We start from the raw sequence: 1,656 nt of genomic DNA, 5'->3' as shown, positions 1-1,656 counted from the left end.
GCGCGGGCACGCATCAACCGCCACCGCGCCCAGCTCTTCCATACCTCGAGGTCTTCGTTGCGCCACAACTCGGCGAATGTGCGCAGGTAATCAGGTTGGCGCACAATCACTTCCGCGAGGTTTTCGACGCCGGCGCCAAGTGCGGTGGCCCAGCCGTTCCAGTCGAAGCCCAGCGACTCGTCGCGAAGTTCGGTGAACGTGCGCAGGTTGTAGGTGAGGTCGGCGTCGCGGCGCTTGACCACATCCCAATGCGCCTCGGCCAGCTTGGTCTCCAGCGCGACGATGCGGTCAGCGGTCTGGGTGTGCTCGGCCGGGTCTCCCCCGAACACCAGGCCGAACATCCGGGCGATGTGGGCCGGGTACGCCTCCAGCACCTGGGCGTGCCGCTCTTCGCGGTAATAGGACTCGTCGGGTAACCCGAGGCCGGACTGGGTGAAGTGCACCAGGTAGCGGGCCGAGTTCTTGGCGTCGGTGTCCACGTACACCCCGACACCGCCGCCCGCGCCGGTGCGCTGCAGGGCTCCCAGCGCCCGGGCCAGCGCGTCGGGATCTGCGGCGTCGTCGATGACCGCCATCTCGTCCAGCAGTGGCTGTACACCACGGCGCTGCACGGTGTCCTCATCGAGGAAGCTGGCGTACAGGTCGCCGATGCGCTGCGCGTCGTCGTCCGCGGCGTCCGCCCCCCGCTCGCTGGCCTCGACGATCAGATCGCGCACCTGTTCTTCGGCGCGGTCATACAACTGGCGGAAGGCGCCGTCAGTCGCGCGGTCCGCCGGTATCTCGTACTCGGTCAGCCAACGGCCGTTGACGTGACCGAACAGGTCGTCTTGCGGGCGGATGCTGTCATCGACATAGCTCAGGTCGATGCCCGAGCGGATGGCCGTATTCGTCACCCCGCCATCCTTCCATCTTTCCCGGATGCAACGATCGGGCCATGTCCGACGGCGCGCGAACCGAGCCACCAGCTGACGAAGATTCCGTCGACCGAGCAGACGAGTCGAACGACGCTGACGGCGACGAATCCAACGGCGGCGAGGTCTTCTCCCATTACGGCATAGCGTCCGCGGTTCTCGGTGTGCTGTCGGTGGCCGCGGTGGTGCTCGCGTTCGTCATCTGGTCCCAGCACCGCGACCAGGTCGCCGAACGCGGCTACCTGAGCCGCGCCATGCAGGCCGCCGCGGAGTGGGCCAATGTGTTGATCAACATGAACAGCGGCAACGTCGACGCCAGCTTGCAGCGGTTGCACGACGGGACGGTCGGAGAACTCAACACCGACTTCGATGCCGCCGTGCAGCCATACCGTGCGGTGGTGCAAAAGCTGCAATCCAAGAGCGCCGGCCGGATCGAAGCGGTGGCGATCGAAACCGTGCACCACGACCTGGATTCCCAGCCCGGCGTCTCGCGGCCGGTGGTCACCACCAAGTTGCCGCCGTTCGCGAGCCGCACCGATTCGGTGATGCTGATCGCCACGTCGGTCAGCGAAAACGTCGGCGCCAAGCCGCAAACCGTGCACTGGAACCTGCGGTTGGACGTGTCCGATGTGGACGGCAAGCTGATGATCTCCGGATTGGCTTCGATCAGGTGAGGATCCGATGAGAAACATCTGGCGGCTCTTCGCATTCGACATCCTGGCCCCGCTGGCCGCCATCGCGGCGC

Annotated in this window: 1 protein-coding gene and 1 pseudogene; one reads left to right on the top strand and one right to left on the bottom strand. The window is 66.2% G+C overall.

Annotation, left to right across the window (positions count from 1 at the left end; genetic code table 11):
- Window positions 1-893, bottom strand: a pseudogene (locus A5625_RS12930) (peptidase M13); the annotation flags it as partial.
- Window positions 894-934: 41 nt separating this feature from the next.
- Between A5625_RS12930 and A5625_RS12925 the strand changes: the two are divergent.
- Window positions 935-1,585: a hypothetical protein gene (locus A5625_RS12925; protein WP_066993955.1), complete on the top strand. Its 651-nt coding sequence runs from the start codon at window positions 935-937 to the stop codon at window positions 1,583-1,585.
- The last annotated feature ends 71 nt before the right edge of the window (window positions 1,586-1,656 follow it).

Source organism: Mycobacterium sp. 1465703.0, from assembly GCF_001672975.1.
Lineage (GTDB): Bacteria > Actinomycetota > Actinomycetes > Mycobacteriales > Mycobacteriaceae > Mycobacterium.
The sequence above is the reverse complement of the archived record's forward strand: the minus strand, read 5'-3'. Positions and strand labels throughout refer to the sequence as shown.

Excerpts from the sequence above, each read along its gene's own strand:
- A5625_RS12925 (WP_066993955.1), top strand. The coding sequence starts at position 935 with ATGTCCGACGGCGCGCGAACCGAGCCACCAGCTGACGAAGATTCCGTC.